General features: G+C 37.6%; 1 protein-coding gene and 7 tRNA genes. All 8 read left to right on the top strand.

Going from position 1 to position 2,778, the window contains the following annotated elements; genetic code table 11:
* The first annotated feature begins 263 nt into the window (after window positions 1-263).
* A complete protein-coding gene (locus ACTND6_RS10755) occupies window positions 264-1,532 on the top strand; it encodes an SLC13 family permease (RefSeq protein ID WP_441024204.1) in 1,269 nt (422 codons plus the stop codon).
* Between the two features lie 233 nt (window positions 1,533-1,765).
* A tRNA-Arg gene (locus ACTND6_RS10750) sits at window positions 1,766-1,842 on the top strand.
* Window positions 1,843-1,849: 7 nt separating this feature from the next.
* A tRNA-Pro gene (locus ACTND6_RS10745) sits at window positions 1,850-1,926 on the top strand.
* A gap of 6 nt (window positions 1,927-1,932) precedes the next feature.
* Window positions 1,933-2,009 (top strand) — tRNA-Met (locus ACTND6_RS10740).
* Between the two features lie 25 nt (window positions 2,010-2,034).
* Window positions 2,035-2,108, top strand: a tRNA-Ile gene (locus ACTND6_RS10735).
* 7 nt (window positions 2,109-2,115) lie between these two features.
* A tRNA-Ser gene (locus tag ACTND6_RS10730) sits at window positions 2,116-2,203 on the top strand.
* A gap of 22 nt (window positions 2,204-2,225) precedes the next feature.
* Window positions 2,226-2,302: transfer RNA gene (locus ACTND6_RS10725), tRNA-Met, on the top strand.
* 2 nt (window positions 2,303-2,304) lie between these two features.
* Window positions 2,305-2,380 (top strand) — tRNA-Phe (locus tag ACTND6_RS10720).
* Window positions 2,381-2,778 lie beyond the last annotated feature (398 nt).

Below are 2,778 nucleotides of genomic sequence, written 5' to 3'. Positions count from 1 at the left end.
ATCTCAAGGATTTGATACATCTAAACTTATCTCTTCTTCATCTTGAATTTAACTAAGTGGATAACCACTTCTTTTTGTCATGTCTGCTACTTAGCATAATGTTTCACACTTGTTCTCCTGCGTTTTTATAAGATAATTATCCGTTATCCATGCTTAAATTGCACGTCTATTAATACAAAATTAATAATTTTTCAAAAATGCTGAAGTGTATATTTCTTTTTGTATGGATTTTGATAGAATATTCGAGATTGAAGGGGGATTATATGACGTTTGCGTTGATTTTATTTGCTGGAATGTACGTGTGCCTACTGGCGCTTCCAGATTATCGATATATTACAGCGTTAGTAACTGCATGTATTTTTGTGGTGACAGGGATATTGCCTGTTTCAAAAGTGTTCTTTGCGGTTGACTGGAATATTATTTTGATGCTTTCAGGCATCATGATTGTTGTGGAGTTGTTTATTGAAAGTAACATGTCTATGAGAATGGCTGAAAAGCTATTGAAGATTGTTCCGAATGTAAAGTGGGCAGTTGTTGCCTTGTCTTTATTTGCAGGAGTCGTCAGTGCATTTGTAGATAATGTTGCGACTGTCTTGATGGTTGCACCAATTGGATTGGAAGTATGTAGAAAACTAGATACAAATCCAGTACCGGTTATTATTTCTATTGCGGTATCAAGTAACCTGCAGGGTGCAGCAACACTTGTTGGAGATACGACAAGTATTCTTCTAGGTGCTGCAGCAAATATGAGTTTTAATGATTTCTTTGTGTTTTTAGGAAGACCATCAATCTGTCTGCCTACAGAAGTAGGGGCATTGATGACAATTCCTATTCTTCTATATATCTTTAGAAAAAACAGTGATCCAGTACATCAGGAAGTTACAACAGTTGTAGAAGATCATGTTCCATCTGTATTGATGATTGGTGTTGTGCTGTCTCTGATTTTTGCCAGTCAGTTTCCAGATAAGCCATCAATTACAAATGGTTTGATCTGTATGGCATTTGCGGTAATTGGATGTATATATGAAAGTATTCGTCAAAAGAGTACAGCATTTCTTGTAGAAATCTTTAAAGAAAAGTTTGATTATCAGACATTACTGTTATTAGCTGGGTTGTTTATTGTTATTGCCGGTATTACGGAAGCAGGTGTAATTGATGCGATTGCAGAAGCGTTTGTTAAAGTTGGCGGTAATTCTTTATTTGGCATGTATACGTTAATCGTATTTGCTTCTGTTGTAATAAGTGCTTTTGTTGATAATATTCCATATGTTGCAACAATGCTTCCTGTTGTCAGTGGTATTGCCTCATCAATGGGTGTAGAACCATATCTTCTGTATTTTGGCTTATTGATTGGAGCTACGCTTGGTGGAAACCTGACACCAGTAGGAGCTTCTGCAAATATCACAGGAATTGGTATTCTTCAAAAAGAAGGGTATGAAGTCAGTACAAAAGATTTTATGAGAATTGGTGTTCCATTTACTTTAGTAGCAGTAATATCTGGCTATATTGTTAACTGGATCTTCTGGTCTTAGAAAAAATGAGCAAAATCTGCTCATTTTTTTTAACGCATATTTATGCAGAAAATATAACTTTGAAAATGAATGTAAAAAATAATTAAAAATAAAACTATACAAATAAAATATATTTGCTATAATAAACAAGCGCCAAGGGTTTGGTTAAAAAAGAATGAAAAAAATGTTTAAAAAAACACTTGCATTCTTCAAGAAAGTTTGATATATTATTTAGGCACTGTTCAGTGCAAAACGCGCCGGTAGCTCAACTGGATAGAGCATTTGACTACGAATCAAAAGGTTGCGAGTTCGACTCTTGTCCGGCGCACCATATTCATCGGGATGTAGCACAGCTTGGTAGTGCACTTGATTTGGGATCAAGGGGTCACAGGTTCGAATCCTGCCATCCCGACCATGTTATGGCGAGGTAGCTCAGTTGGCTAGAGCGGTCGGTTCATACCCGGAAGATCGTGAGTTCGAGTCTCACCCTCGCTACCATAACTTTTGAGAAAAGCTCAAACTTGGACCCTTAGCTCAGTTGGTCAGAGCTGTCGGCTCATAACCGACTGGTCGAAGGTTCGAGTCCTTCAGGGTCCACTTACATGGAGGAATACCCAAGTGGTTGAAGGGTCCGGTCTTGAAAACCGGTAGGTCGGGCAACCGGCGCCTGGGTTCGAATCCCAGTTCCTCCGCTTTTCTCAAAAAATATCTTGTCGCGAGGTAGAGCAGCCTGGTAGCTCGTCGGGCCCATAACCCGGAGGTCGTTGGTTCAAATCCTTCCCTCGCAACCAATGGTCCTGTAGCTCAGTCGGTAGAGCAAAGGACTGAAAATCCTTGTGTCGGCAGTTCGATTCTGCCTGGGACCACCATTGGAAATAGTATACAGTCGAAAGATTGTATACTTTTTTTTGCTGTATTGGGAATTTATGGATTATTCCAGCATCGTTCGGGTATGGAAGGGACAACTTATCGCTTATCACTTTGATGAATCGGAAATAGAATTATTGTCTTGTAATCTTGAAACACATGCATGTTAAATTTTTTAAAACATAGGTATATTTCTATTTTTATGAATGAGCAGAATAATACGATATAATAAAAGTACCAAAGAAAGTTAATAAAATTCTTTGTATAAATTAATAGAACTAGTTTATATTGTTAGCGTCAGGTTAATTTAACCATTCCGGGTCAGGAGAAAATCGCCAATTTTAGTCAAAAGAAAAAAGCCAGCACATCAGATGACTTTCAAAAATTCATTTATTACTTA

The organism is Bulleidia sp. HCP3S3_C9, assembly GCF_052064035.1.
Lineage (GTDB): Bacteria > Bacillota_I > Bacilli_A > Erysipelotrichales > Erysipelotrichaceae > Bulleidia.
Note: the sequence above shows the minus strand (reverse complement) of the source record. Positions and strands in the feature narration are given on the sequence as shown.